This window comes from Nostoc sp. UHCC 0252, from assembly GCF_034931145.1.
Taxonomy (GTDB): domain Bacteria; phylum Cyanobacteriota; class Cyanobacteriia; order Cyanobacteriales; family Nostocaceae; genus Nostoc.
Window position 1 is genome coordinate 39,922 of record NZ_JAYGHE010000031.1, and the last position, 23,114, is coordinate 63,035.

The 23,114-nt window shown below is 40.8% G+C and carries 20 protein-coding genes; 8 read left to right on the forward strand and 12 right to left on the reverse strand.

Annotated features, from left to right (window positions below):
• Positions 1-13 precede the first annotated feature (13 nt).
• A complete protein-coding gene (rlmB, locus tag VB732_RS18125) occupies positions 14-1,105 on the forward strand; it encodes a 23S rRNA (guanosine(2251)-2'-O)-methyltransferase RlmB (protein ID WP_323232296.1) in 1,092 nt (363 codons plus the stop codon).
• An 86-nt stretch (positions 1,106-1,191) separates the two neighbouring features.
• On the forward strand, positions 1,192-1,494 hold the full coding sequence (locus VB732_RS18130) for a DUF1816 domain-containing protein (RefSeq protein ID WP_323232297.1): 303 nt from the start codon (positions 1,192-1,194) through the stop codon (positions 1,492-1,494).
• Positions 1,495-1,621: 127 nt separating this feature from the next.
• Here the strand turns inward: VB732_RS18130 and VB732_RS18135 are convergent, their stop codons facing one another.
• Together VB732_RS18135 and truB are read right to left on the reverse strand one after the other, a co-directional pair.
• Positions 1,622-2,470, reverse strand: coding sequence for an alpha/beta hydrolase (locus VB732_RS18135; RefSeq protein ID WP_323232298.1), 849 nt, complete (start codon positions 2,468-2,470; stop codon positions 1,622-1,624).
• 165 nt (positions 2,471-2,635) lie between these two features.
• Entirely contained in the window at positions 2,636-3,520 is an 885-nt protein-coding gene (gene truB / locus VB732_RS18140; protein WP_323232299.1) for a tRNA pseudouridine(55) synthase TruB, read from the reverse strand.
• 396 nt (positions 3,521-3,916) lie between these two features.
• Here truB and VB732_RS18145 point away from each other — a divergent pair, with 396 nt between their 5' ends.
• The gene (locus tag VB732_RS18145; protein ID WP_323232300.1) at positions 3,917-4,429 is read left to right on the forward strand and encodes a hypothetical protein; all 513 of its coding nucleotides are present in this window, start codon (positions 3,917-3,919) and stop codon (positions 4,427-4,429) included.
• A 46-nt stretch (positions 4,430-4,475) separates the two neighbouring features.
• Here VB732_RS18145 and VB732_RS18150 read toward each other — a convergent pair whose 3' ends face one another.
• The 4 genes from VB732_RS18150 to VB732_RS18165 all read right to left on the reverse strand — a co-directional run bounded on the left by VB732_RS18150 (position 4,476) and on the right by VB732_RS18165 (position 11,973).
• Complete coding sequence (locus VB732_RS18150) at positions 4,476-6,230, reverse strand: ATP-binding protein (RefSeq protein ID WP_323232301.1); 1,755 nt, start codon at positions 6,228-6,230, stop codon at positions 4,476-4,478.
• Between the two features lie 282 nt (positions 6,231-6,512).
• Complete coding sequence (locus VB732_RS18155; protein WP_323232302.1) at positions 6,513-6,986, reverse strand: response regulator; 474 nt, start codon at positions 6,984-6,986, stop codon at positions 6,513-6,515.
• Positions 6,987-7,039: 53 nt separating this feature from the next.
• Complete coding sequence (locus VB732_RS18160; RefSeq protein WP_323232303.1) at positions 7,040-9,379, reverse strand: ATP-binding protein; 2,340 nt, start codon at positions 9,377-9,379, stop codon at positions 7,040-7,042.
• Positions 9,380-9,756: 377 nt separating this feature from the next.
• Entirely contained in the window at positions 9,757-11,973 is a 2,217-nt protein-coding gene (locus tag VB732_RS18165; protein WP_323232304.1) for a hypothetical protein, read from the reverse strand.
• A 631-nt stretch (positions 11,974-12,604) separates the two neighbouring features.
• Between VB732_RS18165 and VB732_RS18170 the strand changes: the two genes are divergently transcribed.
• Complete coding sequence (locus tag VB732_RS18170; protein WP_323232305.1) at positions 12,605-13,774, forward strand: glycosyltransferase family 4 protein; 1,170 nt, start codon at positions 12,605-12,607, stop codon at positions 13,772-13,774.
• A gap of 78 nt (positions 13,775-13,852) precedes the next feature.
• Positions 13,853-14,998: a glycosyltransferase family 4 protein gene (locus VB732_RS18175; RefSeq protein ID WP_323232306.1), complete on the forward strand. Its 1,146-nt coding sequence runs from the start codon at positions 13,853-13,855 to the stop codon at positions 14,996-14,998.
• 339 nt (positions 14,999-15,337) lie between these two features.
• Here the strand turns inward: VB732_RS18175 and VB732_RS18180 are convergent, their stop codons facing one another.
• The 4 genes from VB732_RS18180 to hemW form a co-directional block, all read right to left on the reverse strand.
• The gene (locus tag VB732_RS18180; RefSeq protein WP_323232307.1) at positions 15,338-15,607 is read right to left on the reverse strand and encodes a hypothetical protein; all 270 of its coding nucleotides are present in this window, start codon (positions 15,605-15,607) and stop codon (positions 15,338-15,340) included.
• Between the two features lie 272 nt (positions 15,608-15,879).
• Entirely contained in the window at positions 15,880-17,001 is a 1,122-nt protein-coding gene (locus VB732_RS18185; RefSeq protein WP_323232308.1) for a THUMP domain-containing class I SAM-dependent RNA methyltransferase, read from the reverse strand.
• Between the two features lie 127 nt (positions 17,002-17,128).
• The gene (locus VB732_RS18190) at positions 17,129-18,016 is read right to left on the reverse strand and encodes a sugar phosphate nucleotidyltransferase (protein WP_323232309.1); all 888 of its coding nucleotides are present in this window, start codon (positions 18,014-18,016) and stop codon (positions 17,129-17,131) included.
• Between the two features lie 37 nt (positions 18,017-18,053).
• A complete protein-coding gene (gene hemW / locus VB732_RS18195) occupies positions 18,054-19,235 on the reverse strand; it encodes a radical SAM family heme chaperone HemW (protein ID WP_323232310.1) in 1,182 nt (393 codons plus the stop codon).
• A 412-nt stretch (positions 19,236-19,647) separates the two neighbouring features.
• Here hemW and VB732_RS18200 point away from each other — a divergent pair, with 412 nt between their 5' ends.
• Positions 19,648-20,724: a PIN/TRAM domain-containing protein gene (locus tag VB732_RS18200; protein ID WP_323232311.1), complete on the forward strand. Its 1,077-nt coding sequence runs from the start codon at positions 19,648-19,650 to the stop codon at positions 20,722-20,724.
• Positions 20,725-20,788: 64 nt separating this feature from the next.
• Here VB732_RS18200 and VB732_RS18205 read toward each other — a convergent pair whose 3' ends face one another.
• Both VB732_RS18205 and VB732_RS18210 read right to left on the reverse strand, forming a co-directional pair.
• Positions 20,789-20,980, reverse strand: coding sequence for a hypothetical protein (locus VB732_RS18205; RefSeq protein ID WP_323232312.1), 192 nt, complete (start codon positions 20,978-20,980; stop codon positions 20,789-20,791).
• 333 nt (positions 20,981-21,313) lie between these two features.
• Entirely contained in the window at positions 21,314-21,790 is a 477-nt protein-coding gene (locus tag VB732_RS18210) for a VOC family protein (RefSeq protein WP_323232313.1), read from the reverse strand.
• Between the two features lie 160 nt (positions 21,791-21,950).
• Between VB732_RS18210 and VB732_RS18215 the strand changes: the two genes are divergently transcribed.
• Complete coding sequence (locus tag VB732_RS18215; RefSeq protein WP_323232314.1) at positions 21,951-22,172, forward strand: DUF433 domain-containing protein; 222 nt, start codon at positions 21,951-21,953, stop codon at positions 22,170-22,172.
• A gap of 110 nt (positions 22,173-22,282) precedes the next feature.
• Positions 22,283-22,945 (forward strand): restriction endonuclease subunit R, encoded by a 663-nt coding sequence (locus VB732_RS18220; protein ID WP_323232315.1) that lies wholly within the window; start codon positions 22,283-22,285, stop codon positions 22,943-22,945.
• Positions 22,946-23,114 lie beyond the last annotated feature (169 nt).

Sequence of the window (23,114 nt, forward strand, 5' to 3'; positions counted from 1 at the left end):
ATTCATAAATCAAATGCAGAATAAACCCAGAAAAATCATCAGCACTAACACTTCTACTGGCGAACCCAATCGTGGTAAACCTATAAAAATTAAGGGTAAGCGTGTTGTTAGTAATCCCACTCGCAATCCCCGAAAAATAGATAACAACCCTATTTCTGTTGCTAATCCCACTCGAAATCCCCGGAAAATCGATAGCAACCCTATCTCTGCTGCTAATCCCACTCGCAATCCCCGGAAAATAGATAGCAACCCTATCTCTGGCGACTCCCGACAACGAAATAGCAACTTCTCTCAGTCGCCTGTATCTACACAACCAGTAGAAGAAGATAACGATCTCATCTACGGTCGCCATCCAGTATTGAGTGCGTTGCAAAAACAGCGTAATCTTAACCGCATCTGGATTACGACCCGTCTGCGCTACGATCCCAGCTTTCACCATTTTCTGCTGCAAGCTAAAGAAAATGGCACTGTTATTGATGAAGTTGAACCCAAGCGCTTAGACTATCTCACCAACGGCGCTAATCATCAAGGTGTGGCAGCGCAGACTGCTCCCTACGGCTATATCGAATTAGCCGATCTCATTGAACAGTCTAAATCTGTCACCGATCCCGTTATTGTAGTCGCTGACGGAATTACTGATCCCCACAACTTAGGAGCAATTATTCGTACCGCCGAAGCAATAGGCGCTCAAGGATTGGTAATTCCCCAAAGACGTGCATCTGGGATCACTTCTACTGTCATGAAAGTAGCAGCAGGTGCGTTAGAAAACTTTGCTGTATCTAGAGTTGTCAACCTCAGCCGCGCCTTAGAAGAATTAAAAGAAGCTGGCTATTGGATTTATGGCACTGCTGCAAGTGGGAGCGAACCCGTGCATACTGTCAATTTCAAAGGCCCAATCGTTTTGGTAATCGGTTCAGAAGGCGAAGGTCTGGGTATGTTGACGCAACGTTCCTGTGATTTTTTGGTATCGATTCCTCTACAAGGTAAGACTCCCAGCCTGAATGCCTCTGTAGCAGCAGGGATGGCGCTTTATGAAATTTATCGTCAGCGATCGCAAAATACGCTTTATTTAGATAAATTACAAAAAATTTCTTTGAAAAAATAACAGTAACAGAGTATAAAGAAATGTAAAAGATAATAAAGCACCATATCGTTTAACACCCTGTAGACGTTTATAAATCGGCGAAAAACATGAAAACCCTTTGGCATAACCTCAAGGAAGTGTTGATTAACACATTCGACTCCATCGGCCTGGCTTGGTGGGTAGAGATTGTGACGCAAAATCCCCGGTGTACTTACTACTTCGGGCCATTTCTGACTTCTTCTGAAGCAAAATTGTCAAGCATTGGATACATAGAAGATTTGGAAGTCGAAGGAGCTACGGGAATTACTACGCGTGTCAAACGTTGCAAACCTAATACCTTAACAATTGCTGAAGACTTGGGGGAAAGATTTGACCGCAAAGTACAGCCTGCCTTTGGCGGTCAGATTTAAGTTAGGCGAAAATGAAGATAATTCGTAATTCGTAATTCGTAATTCGTAATGGGCTTCTCTACGAGACGCTAACGTAATTTCTAGTTCTAATTGCGAATTATGTGGTTCAGAGGTAAACACTTTTGGACTATTCAATACCAATTACCTGCGGATGTTCTTCCAGCCAATGGTCAATGTCATTCAGCACCTGCTGGGGGACTTCCCACGGGAAAAAATGGGCGGTGTTTGAATAGCACTGCCACCGAGAATTTTGGAGGTGTCGAGCAGTTTCTAGGCTCGAATCAGATGTGATGTGGCGGTCTTGAGCGCCAGCAAGTACCAAACTAGGACATTGTATTTGTGGCAAATCTGGAAGCCGATTGTATCCCAATTGAATGGCGCTATAGAGGGCGCGAGTAGCAGCAGGAGAAGTTTGCAGATAAGCTGGTACTGCTTCTTTAGCGATATAGTTGTAAGTTGTGGATGTATGTTGTTGAACTAAGTAGCGGAAAAGCGATCGCTTGCCAAAAGTTTCAATATTCCATCGCCAACTCGGTTTTATATAGTTTAATAAGCCAGCAACGCCAGTATATAAATTATCCTGCCAACTTATGGTCGGATGGCTACCACGGGGTTTTGCGGCTGTCGCCACTAAAATCAGCCCAGTAACGCGCTCTGGTAAACGCAATGCCAGTTCTATTGCCAGAATGCCCCCAAGTGACCATCCCAATACTAAGCATTTTTCAATATTTAAACGGTCTAGCAGCACTTCTAAATCAGTTAAATGGTCATTCATGGCAAAATTGCCATTCCACCGGCTTTTGCCATATCCGCGCAAATCAGGGGCAATAGTTTGATAGCGTTTTGATAAATGATCGGTGAAGACAGAAAGACTACGACCAGTACCAGGATGACCATGTAAGCCCAATATGGGGAATCCTTGACCTTGGATGTAAACATTGAGGCGTGCAGCAGTGGTAGGATGGCGATCGCTCATGACTTGCCATTCTCCTGTCTAGCGAACACAGCGATCGCTTCAGTTCTTTGTGCTGTCCACTCTATAATCATCTCAATCTGGCCTAACCTTTCTTGCATAGTAGTTCGTTCGTTATATTATTCTTCTTGACAAATGACCAATGACAAATGACCAATAACTAAGATATTAAGAAATTGGTTCAAAAACCATTTGAGGGATCAACACTTCGTCTTGTAATTGTCCAATACCTAAAAAACGAGTTTCTTCATCATAAACTCGCACTATTGTAGGAACATCAAAAGTTAGAGAAATACGCTGACCTTGACACCACTTTTGAGCGGATGTTGCTGGTAAAGTAACAGATGACAAATGTTGTAAAGCTGCATCTGGACAAACGGGTTGAAATATTCCAGCTTGTAGTTGTGCTTCTAAATCAGTCAAAGTGAGACTATCGGTTAAATTGAAACCACTACTTTCGGTACGGATTAAAGCCGCAAGAGTGCCACCGGTTTCTAAATTTGCACCCAAGTCACGAGCGATCGCTCTAATATATGTACCACTCCCGCAGGCGATCGCCACATCCAATTCCGGGAAATCTCCTTCTCTCCAGTCCAAAATATCTATCCGAAAAACTTCCACTGTTCGCACTGGAACTTCCACCGTTTTACCTTGGCGTGCTAAATCGTAGAGACGTTTACCATCTACTTGAATTGCACTGTAAATAGGTGGTATTTGCTCAATTTTGCCTTCAAATTGTGCTAATGCAGTTTTTACCTCTGCCAAACTCAATCCAGCACAAGGTTGAGAAGTGATGATTTCACCTTGCAAATCATCGGTTGTAGTACTTACACCCAGGCGAATAGTGGCTTTGTAAGCTTTGTTTTCTGGCAGATATTGCAATAATCTTGTGGCTTTACCAAGGGCAATTGGTAAAACCCCTGTGGCGGCTGGATCTAAGGTTCCCGCATGTCCGACACGTTTGAGGCGCAGCAATTTTCGCACCCGCGCTACACAGTCGTGGGAAGTCCAGTCAAATGGTTTGTTTAAGTTGAGAAAACCTTGAGATAACACAAAATCAATACTTACAGCTTCTAAACTCTATTAAATACTTATTTAATGCTCAAAGCATTAATATTTGGTAATTAAAGCTTAAGTAAGCATTAATTTATACACATCAACGACCTTCAAGACATTCTGTAAGCACTTTAGAGTGTTCCAAAAAATAAATGATCCAAAACCCGTCATTGCGAGCGAAGCGAAGCAATCCCAGCCCTTGCGATTGCTTCGCTTCGCTCGCAATGACAATTGAGCATTTTTTTACTTGGAGTACTCTTACCGAATAATACGCACAAAATGCAGATAACGCCGAGTATGTACAGTAAATACCACATTGTCACTTATAAGTGACAACACATAAAATACTTTTACCAAAATAATCATCGATAGGGTTTTATAAACATAAATTAAATGAAAAAAGCAATTTTCACTACTATTACGTTAATTGTTTGTCCTATGTTGATTGTAAGTTGTGGTGATGGCAATAGTACTTCTCAACAAAATAAAGTTAATCAAGCAAATACTGCAACGACTACTCCAGCTAATTCTGAATCTATTTCTGCAAATAAAGAAAAGCTAAATAATATCGAAGTTGGTAAAAGAACTAGTAATCCAACATCGAATCAAAAAACACCTATTAAAAATAATAAAAGTAATGAAATTCCTCACAATAACCCGATATTGGGTACTATCAAAGATATGCAGAATGGAGACTTAAAATGCTATGTTACTGTTGTTGATGAAAAAGGTAAATTATATGAAGGTGTCGGAGCAACATTTGAGGTTTGCGAACCAGAGAAATACGTCAATAAAAAAGTAAAGATGTCTTATGGGCTAGAGAATGTCAGTGATTGCCAAAGTTCTGAGCCTTGCGGTAAAACAATCGAAGAATGGTTGATTACCAACATAGAAATTCAAAAGTAAAAATCACAATATTTGTTTTTGAAATTGTAAGTAATACAGATAAAAATCAAGTTGATGATGGGGAAAGTTGATCAATTGGGAATACCTTTGGTAAGCTGACTGTAACTTTAGTTCCTTGCCCGACTTCACTAAATAAGGTGATATCGCCACCATGTAATTCTACACAACCTTTAGCGATCGCCAATCCTAAACCCGTGCCAGGAATTGTATCAACGTTACTTCCACGACAGAAGGATTGAAACAAATTTTCTTGATCTTTTATCGGGATACCAATTCCCCGATCTTGGATGTAAAAGATCACCTCTGATTCTTTACCGATCAGGTGAAACTCTACAATCCCTCCATCTGGAGAGTATTTTATTGCATTAGACATTAAGTTAATAAAAATTTGCTGCAACAGTCCCCGATCGCCCCAAAAGCCTTGGGTATGCCCAGTAATTTGAAAAATTAATTCGTGGCGATCGCCTGTTGTTTCTCGCTCTTGTTCTATAAGATCGGAGAAAAATTGTAGTAAATCAAGCAGAATTGGCTGAAATTTGGGTTTTTCTAGTTCAAACTGGTTAACCAGAAGCATATTATCCACGAGTTTGGACATATACCTTGTTTTCTGTTCAATAATTCCTAAAAACCTTTGTTGTTTAGACTCATCCAATTGCTGGCTATACTTTGCCAAAGTTGATGCAGCCGCCAGAATTGAAGTTAGCGGCGTTCGATATTCATGGGAAACCGTTGCAATAATTTGAGATTTAAATACATTGAGTTGCTTTTCTTTGGTAAGGGCTGCTTGAGTTTGGGCTAGCAATTCAGCTTGTTGGATAGCGATCGCTAATTGTACCGAAACTTCATTGAGCATTTGGGCATCATCAGTTTGCCACTGTCGTTCCCCAGAATTATGGTGAGCAATCAACAAACCCCAAAGCTTAGGGGTTGGGTTGCCATTGTTACTCAAATTAATGGGAACCACCAGATTTGCCTGAGTATTAAATTGCTCTTTCAAGCTGACACAATTACACAAGCCAAGCTCATAAATATAAGGGATTGGGGATTGGGAATTGGGGATTGGGCATTGAGAAACGTCTTTCCTATTCATCAATTCTCTGTCTTCTTGTCTCCTCGTCCCCTTGTCCCTAGTCCCTAGTCCCCAGTCCCCAGTCCCTAGTCCCCAATCCCCAGACGCGACGCGATCGCACAATGCTACAGTGCGGAATGACTCAACTGATGAGGCAACTATTTTACCGTCAGTATCTTGGGCGAACTGATACACCATCACGCGATCGCACTTCAGAAGTTGCTGTACTTCTGCTACAGCTGTATTCAAAATTTGCTCTAGGTTAAGAGACTGGCGAATTCGTAAAGCAGTTGTGGCAATTAAACGCTGTCTTTCCTGAGTTTTGCTGAGTTGGGCTTGCAAACATGATTGCTTAATAGCGTTTCGGACTGCTAGTTGCAGTATGTCCTGTGTCAGATTATGCTTCACCAAATAATCCAGCGCACCCCGTTTCATGACTTGCACAGCCACCTCTTCATCGCCCCGCCCTGTCAACATAATCACAGGGACAGAAGTCTTAAATATCTCCTGCTGCATTTGATCGAAGAGTTCTATCCCACTCATATCAGGTAGGCAAAAATCCAGCAGAATGGCATCGCAGCGGATTTTTTGGCACAAAGCAAGTCCTTCTTCTGCACAGTCTGCCTCAAATATCTGGTAGGACTGGTGCGGATCTTTCAACAGATATCGGCGATAGATTTTCCGATCTGCTGCACAATCATCAATGATGAGTAGCGTCCATGTGTCCAACATATACAAGTATGAAGATTGGGGAGCTATGTAGATCCCTTTTATCCAGATTGTGTTTTATTGCATAATTCTAAAAATAATATAAAATAAGTATAAATAAAATCTAAATTCTTTAGTAATCCTAAAGAAACATCAAAATAGTCAAAAACACAAAAATGGGGAAAAGGAATCTAGCTGAGACAAATAGATACAGTGGCTCAAAGAGGAAAATTTCTTAATGTCCTCTGAGCTGTCTCTTTTATTATCCTTTTTTCCCTACTGCCTCATCAACAGACAATAAACAAATTAATCCAAGACTGGCGGCATATTGGCTTCAAGCCAGTAGTCCACAAATGCCTGGATCGTCTTTTTTAGTTCCTGAGCATCCATCGGCTTTACCATATATCCATTTGCACCCTTTTGGTAGCACAACTCAATATCCTTGGGATTTGATGATGTGGTAAATACAACGATGGGGATTTCCTTGAAACTCTTGTCTTGCTTGAGCCGATCTAAAATGTCACGGCCATCAATACCTGGCAAATTCAGATCGAGCAAGATCACAGAGGGTCGTAATGCTACTTTAGAGTTGGGTAAGCTTTCGCCTTTGCTATGGGCATCGCTCCCCTGTTGATACAGGAACTCTAAAACCTCATCCCCATTAGTACAACGATGTATGGGGTTCTGGACGGACATGAGCCGCATCAGACGTTGTAGCATCCGAAAATCTTCATTGCTGTCCTCAACAACTAGCAGAGGTTCATGAAGTTTTTTTGTCATTCGTGGTCTTAAAAAGAGCTTAACAAAAATATATATTTGGTTACTATATTAAACTATTCCAGCGTGAAATAGAAAGTAGAGCCAACGCCTACAGTAGATTCAACCCAAATTTGTCCATTATGAAGCTCAACAATCTTTTTAACAATAGCTAATCCTGCACCTGCTCCTCCACCGTACTTTTCCTGAGAGTGCAGCCGCTTGAATAATCTAAAGATAGTTTCTAAGTGATGCTGTGGGATGCCAATACCGTTATCTCGGATATAAAAGATTGGGGATTGGGAATTGGGAATTGGGAATTGGTAAATAATCGCTTCCCCTGCTCCCTGCTCCCTGCTCCCTGCTCCCTGCCCCCTGCCCCCTGCTCCCTGCCCCTCTTCTTGAGAAAGGTAGCCAATCTCAACCCATTGCTCTGCTTTATCGTTGTATTTGAACGCATTACCAAGAAGGTTACTGAAGACTTCATTAACGAGAACTCGATCGCACTGAATTGTTGGTAAAGGGCGAGGAATGCGAATATCCACAAGCCCAGAGTCTTGGCGACTAGCACGAAAGACATCAATTACTTGGTTGAGCAATTCGTTGAGATCGGTTGCTTGCTCTCGCAGATGTGCTTGTCCTAGCTGCGATAGTCGCAACAAAGCGTTAATTAGAGTTTCCATGCGTACAGATAAGGACACTACTGTTTGCAAGCACTCAATTCCGTCATCATCTAAGACTTGGGCATAGTCTTCTAGCAGCACCGTCGAGAAGTTATAAATGCCCCGCAAAGGCTCTTTGAGATCGTGAGAAGCGGCGTAGGCAAAGGATGCTAGTTCTTGGTTGCTGCGTTCTAACTCCAGGTTGATTTTCGCTAATTCATCCGCTTTCGAGAGGACAATACCAACGATCGCATTACTCAGAGCGATCGCACTTTCAAGTTCACACCCTTTCCAAGGTAAAGAAGTTAATCTAACCGTTTCTTGCCATTGTTCAAAAGATTTTCGGGGAGACAGGGTATAGCTACCATCTCTCTCGGCTTTAATCGATTCTTGGGGATTTCCTGCCCAGTGTACTGTTTGGATAACTTCAGGGCGAAACCAAAGAATATAATAACGCCGGACTTTAGAAATTCGCAGTAGCAATAAACCACTGGCAGTATCTTTAAATATCAGCGCTTCTGGATAAAGCTTCGGCAGAGAATCGGTAGAAAACAGGTTATCAGTAACTTGAGTATCTGCCCATTCAATTAGCGCCCGCACCTGATCAATATTTGGTGTTGCTCCCACAAGGTTAATTTCATTATCCAGACAAACCGCCGCTCCAGAGGCACTGACAAAATCCAGCAAGCGGATTTCCGGTTTGATTAAGGCATCAATAAAGTTGTCTGCTTGGGAAATGGACTCAAGGAACTCAGATTGTAGCGATTTGAGCTTTACCTTATAGTCCCATTCCGAAGAACTAATTTTGTGCGCTAACTCTGAAGACACGATTTGTCCCAAAAATTCGCACATCTTGCGTACTTCATAAGAAATATGCTTTGTCGTTTGATGATGACAAGAGATTAATCCCCAAAGCTTCTGATCTTGAATCAGCGAAATCACCAAAAGAGCCTTCACTCCCATATTTTGATGATATTCAGCACAACACCAATCAAAACTCCGTAGCACAGAGTAGCTTAAATCAAGATGCTGATGTGTTGTCGGATTTCGCGTTGGAAGTAGCTGGACAGGTTCGGCCGTCAAATCGGGAAGAAATCGCAGAAAGCAGCGCGTATATAACTCCCTAGCCTGTGCTGGAATATCCGTAGAGGGATAGTGGAGTCCTAAATAAGGTGATAAATCTTCCCGTTTTACTTCTGCAACCACAGAACCCGCTTCCGACTCATCAAATTGATAGACCATTACCCGATCAAAACCGATGATTTTTTGGACTTCTTCAGCGACTAAGTGCAAAAATTCTACAAGATTTGATGTGCTTTGCATTTTTGCGATCGCTTCACCTGCCAAAGCATGAAAGCCTAAAAAACTCACCTCAGATTTTGAGTCTGTCGGTTCTAACTCCAGAATCACAGCCTCTTCTGTACGATGAGCGATCGCATCAAAATCTCGTACTCTGTGCGAAGTATGTATTGATACTTTAAAAGTATTAGGGCTGCCAATTTTTTTTACCAAGCACTGCTTTACAACTTCTACTTGTTGAGCTTCTAATAAATAGCTCAATGGTTTTCCAAGCAAATCTTTTGGCTCTTTACCTACATAAGCTTGGGTATTGTTACTAACTTGCAGTATCTCTAACTGAGTACTGAGTGCTAGTAGTACACCATGAGGTTGAATAGAGCCAGGTATATGGATAGGTTTGCGATCGTGGTTAGTCAGAGCAGTCGCTTGGGTAGTAGTATTTTTAGGCTGGCTCATAAATCAACTTATGTAAAGCTGAATTTTACAATAGCGCAATTAAATGTCACATTTCTTTAAAGTATATGCCGAGAAGGATGAATGCGATCGCAAGGGCTGAGATTGCTTCGCTTGCAATGACATTCTACTTAACATGGAAACTAGAAGTTTAAAGGGTGGATATGCTCTTGAGCCTCTCCAGTTAAATACAATTTTGACCTCTTTCCAAACCTCTCTCCGAGTCGGATACTGTTGGCGAATTCATAGAGGGCAAAACCAGTCACCACAAAATAGAAAATAAGGAATACTATGGGGCAGTGGGAGCAATTCGAGCAAAGTGAGAAACGCGAGTCTGACTGCGTGGAACAAAATCCAAATAACACGAAATTATTAAATACTCATCCCGCTAACCGATACACAATCACTTTTCCTTTCCAATTTTCTTCCACAAATACTAGATACTCACCATCTGAACGCCGAAAAGCGCGGATACCGTAGGGTATATCAATCCAGCCACTTTCGCTACCAACTTCTGGGCCTGGTTTTAAAATTTGTACTTGCGCTCCTGTCTTAGCATTATAAACATATACCTCTGCGGTTTTGACTGTCACGGCAAATACATAGTCTCCCGCCACACTCATGGCTGCTGTAGACACTTCGCGCTTACCAACGGTGTCGTAGGGAATCACAATTCGCCAACGGGGAGTACGATTTCCTTTACTCCAATTGTCAAAACGGGCAATTTCAGATCCAGCAACTCCAGCATCATCACCGAATGCAGGGTGATCTACTGTAAAGCCTGACAAATACATACTATCTGTTTCGGGGAAATATTCGATGCGTCGCAAGTCGTTAAAGATGGTTGGAGTAGCTTGCTTTTCCATCGAACTGTAGTTGTAGATGGGGTTGCCTTTGGCATCTATTCCCTTTAAGGGATAGTGACGAATGCCATCTTCTGTTCGCAAAGCTTTCCAAACATCTCCTTTACTGTCTACCCACCATCCGCCAATATAAGGATAATCTTTGCTGGTATCATATTCATTATCTTCAAATTTGCCATTCCCGTTGCGATCGCGCCAGATCCATTCACCTTTTTGTGGTTGATATGGTGGCCAATTTCCCTTGATAAATGGTTTGTCTGCGCCATTGCTACCGACAAACATTCCGGCTGGGATGGCAACTTTCCCATCTGTGGCTGGATCAAAACGATATATTTGCAGAAAGCTGTTATACATATCTGTAAGGAACAAAAACGGCTTCCCTTGGATGCGGCGCACAAAGGTTCCATCGGGTGATGTATGCAGGCGGGGATCTTGAGAATATTTGAAAGGATTTAAGGTGTAGGCTTTGTAAGTCCATTGTTTACCAGCAGGCTTACTGTAATCCATGAGATAGTGTTCTTGTTTGGTGAATACATCTACACCATCAGTTTTAGGATCGGCATCTGCATTATCGACGAATATCAATCCCAGCGATCGCCATATTAGTTTTCCCGATGGCGAAAATTTCCGCAAATCTGTTCCCGATTTGTTGAAACCATTGCTATTTATATAGATATTACCTGAAGCATCTGTACCAACTCCGGTAAGTCCATAAAGTTTCAAATCTTGAACTTCACCAGCAACTCCTGCATAGATACCGCCCTTACAGCCAAAACTACCCACCTGCACTGGCTTGGCTTTGATGTCATAAATCAACATTTGCTGACGCGGGCCATTTTCTGCCACTAACAGCTTACCTTGATGATTAATTGCGATCGCAGTTGGTTCAACGATATCTGCAATCTGTTGGGGTAGCTGCTTTCCACTTTGAGAATAATGTAAAATCTTCGCAGGTTTACCACCATTTTTGCTTTGAATAATCCACAAATTCTTTTCTGGATCAACAGTTATTGCTCCCGGATTAGCAAAGGTAAAACTGCGGAGTTCCTTCATCGTATCAGTATCATAGATACGAATGCGGTTGGTGGCAAAATCACTCACATATAACTCGTTTCCTACAGTTGCTAATCCAGTGACTTCATTTTTAGTACTGGTAATTAACATACTTTTATCCCAGCCACGCCCTTCAGGAAAAGGTACAGGTTTTCCCGACAAATCATAACGTCTAACGCAATGCCAAGTCGTTCCTTCAGGGGGATAATCTTCATTGGTTTTGCCCCTCGATCCCTGAGTCATGGCAAGGTAAATATATTTACTATTTGCTGTTATGGCTATGCCACCTCCACGACTCCAGCCGTGAGTATCCTCAATGGCACTAATAACCTTACCATCTTTATATATGGCTGCCTCCATTCCCGCCTCATCCCAATGGCTGTTGGTATAAACTGTGCCATCAGAGGAAACATACATTGCCTCAATATTGTTTTGTATCCGCAGATTTCCACTGCCTATAGTGTTACCTATCCACGATGTTTTGTATGTAAGTGTGGATGTTCCAGTTGTTGCCCAGTCAGTTGTAATCCCAATGGTAGTAACAATAAATCCCACAGCCACACTTAGTAAAAAATTGAAAGTTTTACTTTTTTGTAAATATCTAGGCTGAGATAATTTTTTGATACGCTGATTGAATTTATGACGTAGTTTTGCTAACTGCGCCAATAATTTATTTTTCATATATTTTTTAAGCTTTTAATTATTGATATACAATCATATTTTTAGAAATCCGTAAAAAATATAATTATTAAAAATAGCCGATGATTTCACATAATCTTCACAAGATTTACTTTATGATGTAATTTTTCTTTCAAAGTATTAATAGTTACTCAGCTAGAGCTAACAAATGGTAAACATTCATACATTGTATTTCCAAAAATATTACTTTGTAAAGGTTTTCGCCTTTCTACATCTAGCGTTCACTTCATTATTTGGCAGGTATAATATATGTCTAAATCAGTGTTATAAAGTTAATAAAAATACAAGCTATTGTTCCTTGTTGACGTTGGCATATAAATAGTTTATAAATTGGTTTTCTATATAAAAGCCTTGGAGAATGTTTTAAAAGTAGTGGCTGATGTACCAAAAAGTTTAGATTCTCCTAAATCTTCCTTAAAAAGGAGGACTTTGAGAAGCTTATTTCCCGGTTTTTAAGGGGTTAAGGGGATCTTCATACAACCATAAACTTTTCAAACATCCTCTTATTTATAATGTTTGTTTAGAAATTATAGTGATTCATTTTTGGCACATACTTTAAGGTTATACATCTGTGTAACCCTATTGTTTTAATATATTTACAGGAAATATATCAGTGGAAAATAAACTAGAAACTTTTACTTTATCATCTGCATCTATTCTCACTCTAGGATTAGGCTGGTTTCCCAAAAGCCCTGGAGGATTAGAAAGATATATTTATGAGCTAACTCATAAATTAGCAGCCAATAAAGACCAAGTTGAATTATGTGGAGTTGGTTTACCAGAGACTGAAATAAATTTGCCAATCAAGCTGAATAATTTAGCTTCACCTGATAGTGCCCTTTTGCAAAGATTATGGTCGATTCGCAGTAATTTCAAGAAAACAAGAACGGGTAAACCAGACGCTATTAATTTGCATTTTGCATTATATAGCTTTCCTATTTTAGATATTTTGCCCAAGGGAATACCAGTTACTTTTAACTTTCATGGACCTTGGGCTTCTGAAAGTCAGCAAGAAGTAGTTAATAAAAACCTTAGTCTTTTAATCAAACACTGGTTAATAGAAAAAAACACTTATAATCGCTGCGATCGCTTCATTGTTTTGAGCAAAGCATTTGGTAAAATATTACATGATAAATATCAAGTACCGTGGAGCAAAATTAATGTTATTCCTGGTGGAGTTGATATTAACTGCTTTCAACCAAATTTATCACCGCAAGAGGCTTGTAAACAACTAGGCTGGCCAAATCATCGCCGGATAATATTTACATCCCGCCGCTTAGTACATCGAACGGGGGTTGACAAATTATTACAAGCACTGGCTATAATTAAGCCCAGAATACCAGATGTTTGGCTAGCGATCGCAGGTCGTGGTCACATCCAAGCTGCACTACAACAACAAGCTACAGAATTAGGACTAGACGACAACGTTAAATTTTTAGGTTTTCTCCCTGATGAGCAATTACCTATAGCTTACCAAGCTGCGGAATTGACTATTATGCCTAGTCAATCTTTTGAAGGATTTGGATTAGTAATCATCGAGTCTCTGGCGTGTGGTACTCCTGTTATATGTACACCAGTTGGAGGAATGCCAGAAATTTTATCAGAATTTTCCCCAGATTTAATTACTACTTCAACAGAAGCTTCAGCTATTGCTGAAAAATTAGAACAAGCACTTTTAGGAAATATCCCCATACCTTCACGAGAATCGTGTCGCCAGTACGCCACCACACACTACGACTGGAATCAAATTGCCCAGCAAGTACGGAATGTTCTATTAAATTAATAAAATAGAGACGCGAAAATTGCTTTGTAGAGACGCGATTTACCGCGTCTGAACTATATTGTAGTATAAGAAGGTTTTATGAGAATTTTTTTTCTAGACCAAAGTGGTAAACCAGGCGGCGCAGAATTGTGTTTAATAGATATTGCTAAACCATACAGAGATAACGCTTTGATAGGTTTATTTGCAGATGGCCCTTTTAGAATTTTACTACAGCAAAATAATATTCCAGTAGAAGTTCTCGCTACTCAAGCAATCCAAGTTCGCAAAGAAAGCAGTTTGGTGCAAGGACTAAAAAGTTTGGGACAACTTGCACCTTTGATTATTAAGGTAATTAAAAAAGCGCGTGAATACGATTTAATTTATGCCAACACTCAAAAAGCGTTAGTTGTCGGAGCATTAGCAAGTTTTTTCAGTCGTCGTCCTCTAGTTTATCATTTACATGATATTCTTTCCACAGAACATTTCAGCCAAACTAATCTTCGCATTGCTATTAACTTAGCTAATCGCTTCGCATCATTAGTAATTGCCAATTCTGAAGCTAGTAAAACAGCCTTTATGCAAGCAGGAGGGCGGCGAGACATTATCGAAGTTGTCTATAACGGCTTTGATCCAAAAAATTATCAAACTGATGAATTTGACATTAATCTATTGCGGCAAAAGTTAGAATTACAAGGGAAATTTGTAGTTGGACACTTTAGCCGTCTTGCACCTTGGAAAGGACAGCATATTTTAATTGATGCCCTTGCAAAATGTCCGCAAGAAGTAACGGCAATTTTAGTAGGTGATGCCCTGTTTGGCGAACAAGATTATGTCAAACAATTACATCAACAAGTTGCTGAACTGGGGCTAGAAAACCGCGTCAAATTTTTAGGATTTCGTTCAGATATTCCCCAGTTAATGGCAACTTGTGACTTGGTAGCACACACTTCTACTGCTCCAGAACCATTTGGTAGAGTGATTGTAGAAGCAATGCTATGTGGAAAACCGATAGTTGCAGCAAAAGCAGGGGGTGTAATGGAATTAGTAGAACATGGATTTAATGGTTTTCTCGTGACACCAGGAGAACCCCAGGAACTTGCACAAGCTATTACCACCTGTCTTCAAGAGACGGAAATAACTGCAACTATAGCCGATAATGCCAGAACTACTGCTAGTCGGCGTTTTGATGTTGCAATTATCAATCAGCAAATTGCACAACTATTATCTCAGATCATGTCCGCTTAAATAATTGTCATTGCGTACCGCCCTTGGCGTTCCCGCAGGGTACAAAGTGAAGCAATCCCAAAAGCCTTGCGATTGCTTTGTTCCACTTCGTTGCACTCGCAATGACATTATCACAAGTAATTTGCCGGACATGATATTACGCAAAATTACATTTTTTGTAGGGGCAATTTATGAATTGCTTCTACAACCGATTTGGTTTATTAACCATCAAAAGGTGATTAATAAAAACCTTTAAACAATTTGTAGTTATGTTTTGTAAAAGGGATTCAAAATCAGTGAGTTATTAAGCGATCGCTAATCTTGCTTTCAACTAGATATTTCAAGCGATCGCCTGTATTATTAAGCCACTTCTCGCAGTTGCGGTTGTGACTGCACACTCACTTCTGGAAATGAAAGCGAGAGTTGTTCTGCTTGAGGAACTGCGGCTTGCTGCAAAACTTGAACTTCGATATTCACGCTAACCAAATAACTGCCTGTATCAGCACCAACCGCTTCAGCAATTAGTCTAGCAATGTCTGGCCGTTTGGCAGTCAACGGATCGCGTAAAATACACCGATCCCATTCATGCTTGGCAGTGGGATTGAGGTTGAGAATGTAATGCTTCATCATCGAACTAACCCTTAAATCCATCTTATGAAAGGTTTTCACGCAGCCGTTAGGCATTTCATCAGGCTTTGTGGGCGTTATCTATAGTATAGTATATTTGTACTATAATAGGCAATATTTGAAGGGGCACATATAGCACAATACGCTTGGGTTGAGGGACGAAACCCAACATTATCAAGGCTTTGTTGAGTTTCACTTTGTACCCCCACGGGAATCTTGCTACAACCCAAGGGTATTGAGTTAAGAGCGATCGCTAAACCATAATCAAATCGTCTCTAGTACAGTTCATATTTCATTAACTGACAAGGTATAGTTCCGTTGTACACCGCCATCCGTTTGGATGATTTCAGCCCAATCGATTGAGACAGTTCCTTATTCCCACTCAGCACAAATGCAGTCCAGCCTTTGAAGCGTTGTTTCAACACATCGCCCAAAAGTTTGTAAAATGCTCCCAAATCGCTATCTTGTCCCAGCCGTTCGCCATAAGGTGGATTGCACAATAAAATTCCACTATCTGCGGGGGCGACAACATCAGCGAGTTCCATTTGCGAAAACCAGACATGGTTATCAACACCGCAATTTTGAGCATTGTTAATCGCCTGCTCAATTACATTTTCATCGCGATCGCTTCCCCAAATAGGTGCAGGAAGGGTATCAAGTTGACTATCCTTAGCTTCTTGGAGCAGTTTTTCTAAAAGGGGCAGGTCAAAATCGAGCCAAGTTTCAAATCCAAAGGACTCCCGAAACAGCCCTGGCGCGATATTAAGTGCCTTTAAACTAGCTTCCAAAGGTAAAGTTCCAGATCCACATAAAGGATCGTAGAACATCTGTTCTGGCTGCCAACCCGAAAGTTGAATAAGCGCAGCAGCTAGAGATTCCTTGAGAGGGGCTGCTCCAACCGCAGGACGATAGCCTCGGCGGTGTAGACTATTTCCAGAACTGTCGAGTTTAACGGTACAGAAATCGCGTTCGATATGAACATTGACCCGCACATCTGGTTCATGAAGCTCTACATTTGAACGCTCACCGAGATTTTCTTTCTGCTGATCAACGATCGCATTTTTGACTTGGAGAGATGTGAAGTGGCTGTGGTTGAGCTGTTTGTTTTTGCCTGTGACATTCACCGCCAAGGTCATGTCTGGCGTTAAATAGTTTTCCCAATCGATGGTTTGGATACCGCGATAGAGATCCTCCGCATCTTGACAAGGAAACTCATGGATATTTACCAAGATTCGGAACGGCAGCCTAGCCCAGAGGTTGACGCGATAAAGTAGGGTGCGATCGCCCTCAAAGGCGACACCGCAAAACCCTGGCTCTACAGAATAGGCTCCCAATTGCTCTAACTCTTGAGCCGCAAGGGTTTCTAATCCACGAGCAACCGTTGCAAAATAATTCATAATTCGTAATTCGTAATTCGTAATTAATGGCTACTAGTAGCTCAATTTCTCTTAGTCCACGGAGGTGGACTTTGCTTGTGTAGTAGCGACTTCTAGTCGCCTAATACTTTTTGAACTAAAGATTAATCTAAAAATTTTTAAAATCAATCATTGTCTGACGATAAGTATCTGGCAAACCTGTATCAAAACATTTACCTTTAACAATATATCCTGTCATTCCCTCTTCCTGACACAATCTATCAAGAGAAGATGTTAACTGAAATTCGCCTCGTTCTCGGAAATTTTGGTTGATACGTTCTGCTAAAAAGTCAAAAATTTTCGGCGTTAGTAAGTACAAACCAAATATACATAAAAACTCGTTTTCTGCCATTCCCTCTACACGCAAATGTTGTTGTGCATACTCGATGGTAGGTTTTTCATAGAGTTGTGTAACTTCTAAAATCGAGTTTAACTCTTGCCAAACTCCTGTTACACACCCGGCTGTATGAAGAATTTCTGCTGGCTTTGTAGTTAAGCTAACAACACTTTGATTAACTTGTTTATAAACATCTAAAAGTTGACTAGCACAAGATTTTTCAATATCAGATGCATAAACATGATCGCCCAACATTAGCAAAAACGGTTCATCTTGTACCCAATCTTTGGCACAAAATACTGCATGACCATAACCTAATTGCTCCTCTTGCAATAAGATAGTAACTTTGCTGCCTAAATCTTCGAGATATCGGCTATATTCTTTATTTTGTAGTGAAAGTTTATCAAAAAGTTCTTTTTTAGGTGGACTTTTCAATAAATCTACAAATACTTCTTGATCATCTGGTTGTACCACAATCCCGACTTCTGTAATTCCAGAACTAATTGCTTCTTCAATAATTGCAATAATCACAGGTTTTGCCCGACCATCTCGGTCGATAATCGGGAAAAGTTCTTTTTTCACAACCTTAGTCGCTGGAAACAAGCGAGTCCCAAAACCAGCTACCGGAATCACAGCTTTTCTAACTTGATTTTTCTGCATAAATGTCCCCTCCTCTTTCTGCGGACTCTGCGGTTCGTCACCCCAACTTTTCAAATAACTCCGCCAACACCACATTAGAAAACAAAAACCCTTGGGGATCAATCAAACGCAACCTTCCCTCTGTAACTTCCACCCAACCTTTCTCAAAATACTCTTGTAAACACCAGCAAATCTCCTCCACTTTCTCTTCGCCAAATCCTTCCGCCAACGCCGCCAAACTCACACCCTCCGCCAAACGCAACCCCAACATTAACGTTTCTAACAATACTTCTTTTGAGGGGGTCACATCACAATCAATTACACCGCCAGCTTCCACCCACTGGTAATACTCCCTAGTCTTGCGCGGACGAGTGAAGCGCTTTCCCTCAACATAACTCGCCGCACCCATACCAAAGCCATAGTAAGGGCGGTTTTCCCAGTAAACTCGATTATGCCGACACTGATGACCAGGTTGAGCATAATTGGAAATTTCATAATGCTCATAACCTGCACCAGTCAAAACTTGCTGCCCCATCTGGTACATTTGGACTGTAGCTTCATCCGTAGGCAAAGGAGTATCGCCAGGTTTGTAGTAACGCCCAAAGGCTGTACCTGGTTCGATGGTAAGATCATAGATAGAAATGTGAGTGGGTACAAGCGCCACTGCTTTTTCTAAGGAATCTTGCCATTGATCCAAAGACTGATGCGGCAACCCAGAAATTAGGTCTAAGCTGAATTCGGGAATCTCGACTTGGTGGATTAACTCCACAGCTGCAAAAATATCTTCAACTGAGTGCGATCGCCCCGCCCTCTGCAATAATTCTGATTGAAAGGCTTGTACACCCAAACTTACCCGGTTCACGCCGACATTGCGATAGCCTGCTATATGGGCTAAATCAAAGGTGGCTGGGTCAATTTCCATCGAAATTTCTGCCCCAGACGCAATACCAAAATGCTTCTCTAGCTTTGTTATTATTCGTTGTAACTGCTCTATTGATAGCAACGAAGGAGTACCACCACCAAAGAAAATTGTCTTCAGAGGTTGGTCAAATGCTGGGGTAATGGCAATTTCTTGACATAGCACTTCAACATATTGGGAGATAGTACCAGATGTTTCGCCCCGCAAGCGATCGCCCACAACAGACACCGGAAAATCACAATAAAAGCACCGCCGTCTGCAAAAGGGAATATGTACATAAGCAGAATTCGCAATTCCAGAAATACTAAATTTTTGACTCATTTTGAGAAAGAATGAAGTTAAGCCAACTGCGAATTAGAGACAATGAAAATGAGATAAGAATTCAGTCCTTCTGTAATCAGGAGCCAAAATAACTCTAAAATCAAGCGTAAAATCACTTCTAGATTTTATTAAAATTATCAAGTTTGGCTATCAAAGTCTTCTTAATTCTGACTTCTGGATTCTGGATTCTGGATTCTGAATTCTTACAAAATAAGTAGTTTCTTTACAAGTTTTTGTCGTTTTACAACGAAACAATGAAAAATATGAAGATAAAAGCCTTTGGTTATAATAATTGCAGATATTGTCCTACTAAACCCTTAGTGTAAGTCAATATTGATGAGTTTATCTTACCGATGAAATAAAAAATACTTAACTTTATCGGTTAACACAGTCGCAGGAAAACAAGACAACCATGCTTGACGCCATTATTATTTTCTCATTTATCTTGGCAGCGTCGGGAATAGGGTTCTACAGCATTGAACTACTACCCAATGGCACTCTCGATCAGGTAACAAATCTTGAAGCTTTACGCTTAGTTGTTGCCGTCTTTGCCGCTATTATTGGTGGTGCGATCGGGTTGAGTTTCCAGACGACATATCGTCGCCTAGAATCACAAATCAAAGAAATGCCTCTGGAAGTAATCTTAACTCGTGCGATCGGCTTAGTAATTGGGCTATTGCTCGCTAACCTGATGCTAGCCCCGCTATTTTTGCTACCCATCCCGGCAGATTTTGGATTTATTAAGCCACTGGTGGCAGTTGTTGGTAGTATTATCCTCTCCGTCACTGGCATGAATTTGGCAGACACTCACGGGCGAGGCTTATTGCGGTTCATTAATCCCAACACCGTTGAATCGATGGTAGTGGAAGGAACGCTAAAACCAGCCAATACCAAAGTTTTAGACACTAGCTGCATTATTGATGGTCGCATTGAAGCCTTACTAGAAACGGGGTTTTTGGAAGGGCAAATTCTCGTACCGCAGTTTGTCTTGCAAGAACTTCAACAAGTAGCGGATGCTAGTAAAGATCAAAAGCGGGTGCGGGGAAGGCGAGGACTAGAAATTCTCAACCGCATTAAAGAACAATATCCCGATCGCATCGTGATTAATACAATTGACTACGAAGATATTCCCACAGTTGATGCCAAGTTAGTACGTTTCGCCCAAGAAATTAGCGGTACATTGCTAACCAACGACTACAACTTGTCTAAAGTCGCCAGTGTGCAGAAAGTCCCTGTTTTAAATGTAAATGATTTAGTGAACGCCGTCCGTCCCAGTTATTTACCTGGCGACAACCTGGATTTAAAAATCCTCAAGGAAGGCAAAGAACCCAGTCAAGGTATTGGCTACCTAGACGACGGCACAATGGTAGTCGTTGAAGAAGGCAGCAGTTATGTGGGTGGTGAATTGCGAGTAGTAGTCACTAGTGCTTTGCAAACCACCGCAGGAAGAATGATTTTTGCCAAACCCCAAGCTTCCGCATTGGCGTGAGGGAAATGTCCGGTGCAATTAAATATAAATTGTGCAATCGGTGCAGTCAACCTGCACCGATTATTTATTTGGAATCACCAGACTCAGCTACCTGCAAATACTGTAACTGCTCAATTGATAACCCTGTCAACCTTGCTATCTGTTCTAATGGCATCCCAGTATTAAAAAGATTGCTTGCCACTTCAAGTAAAGCCTCAGCTTTCCCTTCGGCTTTCCCTTCTTGTAAAATGTCTTGATAAATCACTGACTCGCGCATAATATCTGACCTCAAAACTCGTCTAATAACCTCTTTATCTAATACTAAACCAGCTAAAGAGGTAGAAGTCTCTGTACTGATAACGCTAAACTTGTGGAATTAACGGATGTAGAAACTGGCGATTCTTTTGGTAGAAGTATTTACTGTCCACCAAAGAACGAGATAAATTCTATGCCGTAAATTTGACGCATAAATGGAGGAAGACTATAAAAAATATATTTAAAAGCGATCGCCTTTATAAGAGTTATGAATATAAAAATTTGGGCAGCAATAAATCGTAATTACGCGCTTCATTATCTATAGTGATGGCAAGTTCGTCCGTCAGCACTAAGTTTAATGCTCATAAATCTCTAATGGCAAATTATCTGGATCTTGAAAAAAAGTAAATTTTTTATTTGTAATTTCATCAACTCTGATATTTTCTACCTCCACTCCTTTCGATTTTAAATAAATAACAGTTTGCTCAACATCATCAACTTTAAAAGCAAGATGCCTTAAACCACAAGCCTCTGGTTTACTAGATCGTTCTGGAGGATTTGGGAAAGAGAATAGTTCGATTTGAGTATTTTCTGCAACTTTTAAATCTAACTTATAAGAATTTCTTTCAGCGCGAAAAGTCTCTTGAATAATTGAAAAGCCTAAAACTTCTACATAAAATTTTTTGGCTAAGGGTGTTTGTGGCACAAAATCAGATTCGGCGGGTGTTGTTTCTGGCTCAGATTTAAGTAGTTCAACAAACTCCAAAACTTTTTGTTGCTTTTGGGGTGTGAGTTCTCGCCAGTGTTCAAGTAGTTTAACTTCATTACCCATAAATACAACGCTCGTGAATGATTTTTCTATTTTAGTGGCAGAAGCCTTATTTCCTGTTCCTTGCTATAAAATTTTGCTTGGAGTACAATCGTTTCTCATTAACTTGGCATGAAGCAATATATATTGAGGATGATTTTAATCAGGAGCTAGGGTTACTTCCATGAAATTAGATCGCATTACCAGCAATCCCAATCGCATGAATGGACAGCCATCTATTCGTAATCTTCGGCTTACCGTTCGTCGAGTGATTGAGTTATTAGTTACCTACCCTAATCGTGAAGAATTGCTTCAGGAGTTTCCCGAATTAGAAGATGAAGATATTCAGCAAGCCTTAATTTTTGCATCGTCCTACTTGAGCGATCGCTATTCCTGTGAGTCGTGATTTTTAGGCGATCGCTCTTTTGCTCTTATATATATCGTATATTAGGTATTGGAGCCTAGATCAAATGTCTAGACTTTTAAACTTCATGTAATTACTACAAGAATTTAACCGTGATTACAAATGCTAGTAGCCTTACCCTTGGCGCTCTCCGTCAAACTTTTGGCTTGAGACTAGACTCTAGCGATCGCTTTTTTGATGAATGGTTAAATAATGCGCCGACTCTAACCGAAGCGGAACTACAAGGACTAGATCGCCTCACTCGAAACTATACCTATCTCAGTCAAGAAGAACCACCTCTCGAAGAAATTGTTAAGCTTGTAGTTATATCACCATTGCTAGATTTAGCAGGTTTCTATCAGTTTCCTTTTTTGGTAAAAGCAGAAGTAAGTACCAATATCGAAGTTGCAGACGAAGCTAATGCTATTGCAGTTCAAGGCAGGATTGATATTTTGGTGATTCAAGATAGTTTTTGGATTTTGGTAATCGAGTCAAAGCCTGCAAGACTAGACGTTACGGCGGGAATTCCCCAAGCACTTACTTATTTGTTGAGCGCTCCCAACTTACAGTCAAGTTGCTATGGAATGGTTACAAACGGAAGAGAAGTATTGTTTTTGAAATGCGATAGCTTCGCTCGCCTCAGGCATCGCCACCAAAATGTCCCTCAATATACTCGATCGCATACTTATCGGTTACTTGAAAATACATCAGAACGTATCCAAGTTTTGCAGGGACTTAAACAAATTGGGGCTTATATTGGCGATTTGAGGAGTTAGGCGATCGCTATTTCTGTGAGTCGTAATTTTTAGGCGATCGCTTAATAATTATTGGTCTTTGCGATCGCTATTACTGTGAGTCGTGATTTTTGGGGCGATAGCTTCTTAACGCTTAACCCCAAAAGCGATCGCTCACAACTACCCTAATTTTAGGAACTGAATGATAGTA

Bases quoted from the DNA above. Each gene is read 5' to 3' on its own strand.
- rlmB (WP_323232296.1), top strand. From the start codon at position 14: ATGCAGAATAAACCCAGAAAAATCATCAGCACTAACACTTCTACTGGC.
- VB732_RS18130 (WP_323232297.1), top strand. From the start codon at position 1,192: ATGAAAACCCTTTGGCATAACCTCAAGGAAGTGTTGATTAACACATTC.
- VB732_RS18135 (WP_323232298.1), bottom strand. From the start codon at position 2,470: ATGAGCGATCGCCATCCTACCACTGCTGCACGCCTCAATGTTTACATC.
- VB732_RS18145 (WP_323232300.1), top strand. From the start codon at position 3,917: ATGAAAAAAGCAATTTTCACTACTATTACGTTAATTGTTTGTCCTATG.
- VB732_RS18150 (WP_323232301.1), bottom strand. From the start codon at position 6,230: ATGTTGGACACATGGACGCTACTCATCATTGATGATTGTGCAGCAGAT.
- VB732_RS18155 (WP_323232302.1), bottom strand. From the start codon at position 6,986: ATGACAAAAAAACTTCATGAACCTCTGCTAGTTGTTGAGGACAGCAAT.
- VB732_RS18160 (WP_323232303.1), bottom strand. From the start codon at position 9,379: ATGAGCCAGCCTAAAAATACTACTACCCAAGCGACTGCTCTGACTAAC.
- VB732_RS18165 (WP_323232304.1), bottom strand. From the start codon at position 11,973: ATGAAAAATAAATTATTGGCGCAGTTAGCAAAACTACGTCATAAATTC.
- VB732_RS18175 (WP_323232306.1), top strand. From the start codon at position 13,853: ATGAGAATTTTTTTTCTAGACCAAAGTGGTAAACCAGGCGGCGCAGAA.
- VB732_RS18180 (WP_323232307.1), bottom strand. From the start codon at position 15,607: ATGATGAAGCATTACATTCTCAACCTCAATCCCACTGCCAAGCATGAA.
- VB732_RS18185 (WP_323232308.1), bottom strand. From the start codon at position 17,001: ATGAATTATTTTGCAACGGTTGCTCGTGGATTAGAAACCCTTGCGGCT.
- VB732_RS18190 (WP_323232309.1), bottom strand. From the start codon at position 18,016: ATGCAGAAAAATCAAGTTAGAAAAGCTGTGATTCCGGTAGCTGGTTTT.
- hemW (WP_323232310.1), bottom strand. From the start codon at position 19,235: ATGAGTCAAAAATTTAGTATTTCTGGAATTGCGAATTCTGCTTATGTA.
- VB732_RS18200 (WP_323232311.1), top strand. From the start codon at position 19,648: ATGCTTGACGCCATTATTATTTTCTCATTTATCTTGGCAGCGTCGGGA.
- VB732_RS18205 (WP_323232312.1), bottom strand. From the start codon at position 20,980: ATGCGCGAGTCAGTGATTTATCAAGACATTTTACAAGAAGGGAAAGCC.
- VB732_RS18210 (WP_323232313.1), bottom strand. From the start codon at position 21,790: ATGGGTAATGAAGTTAAACTACTTGAACACTGGCGAGAACTCACACCC.
- VB732_RS18215 (WP_323232314.1), top strand. From the start codon at position 21,951: ATGAAATTAGATCGCATTACCAGCAATCCCAATCGCATGAATGGACAG.